This window comes from Pseudoalteromonas sp. SG43-3, assembly GCF_014164385.1.
Classification (GTDB): Bacteria; Pseudomonadota; Gammaproteobacteria; order Enterobacterales; family Alteromonadaceae; genus Pseudoalteromonas; species Pseudoalteromonas distincta.
On record NZ_JACJFC010000094.1, the window covers coordinates 1 to 309 of the forward strand.

The following is a 309-nucleotide window of genomic DNA, read 5'->3' on the forward strand; positions in this document are numbered from 1 at the left end:
AACGTTCTTTAACAATATAAAGCAATCATCTGTGTGGGCACTCGTACAGATTGAGTTCTAACAGCCAACCTACTTAGGTAGCGAGGCAAAAAAATTAGAGTCTCAATTGAAAACTGAGTGACCAACAGAAGTAACTTATTTATAAGTTGCTTCGGCACAGTCAATTCAATATCGAAAGATATTAAAAAATTCAGAATTCATTGAGCTGTCGAAAGACATAAAACTTTTTAATTGAAGAGTTTGATCATGGCTCAGATTGAACGCTGGCGGCAGGCCTAACACATGCAAGTCGAGCGGTAACAGAAAGTA

At 37.5% G+C, this 309-nt stretch carries 1 rRNA gene; it reads left to right on the forward strand.

The annotated features are described in order from the left end of the window. Window positions 1-228 precede the first annotated feature (228 nt). A 16S ribosomal RNA gene (locus tag H5157_RS20765) occupies window positions 229-309 on the forward strand; the annotation flags it as partial.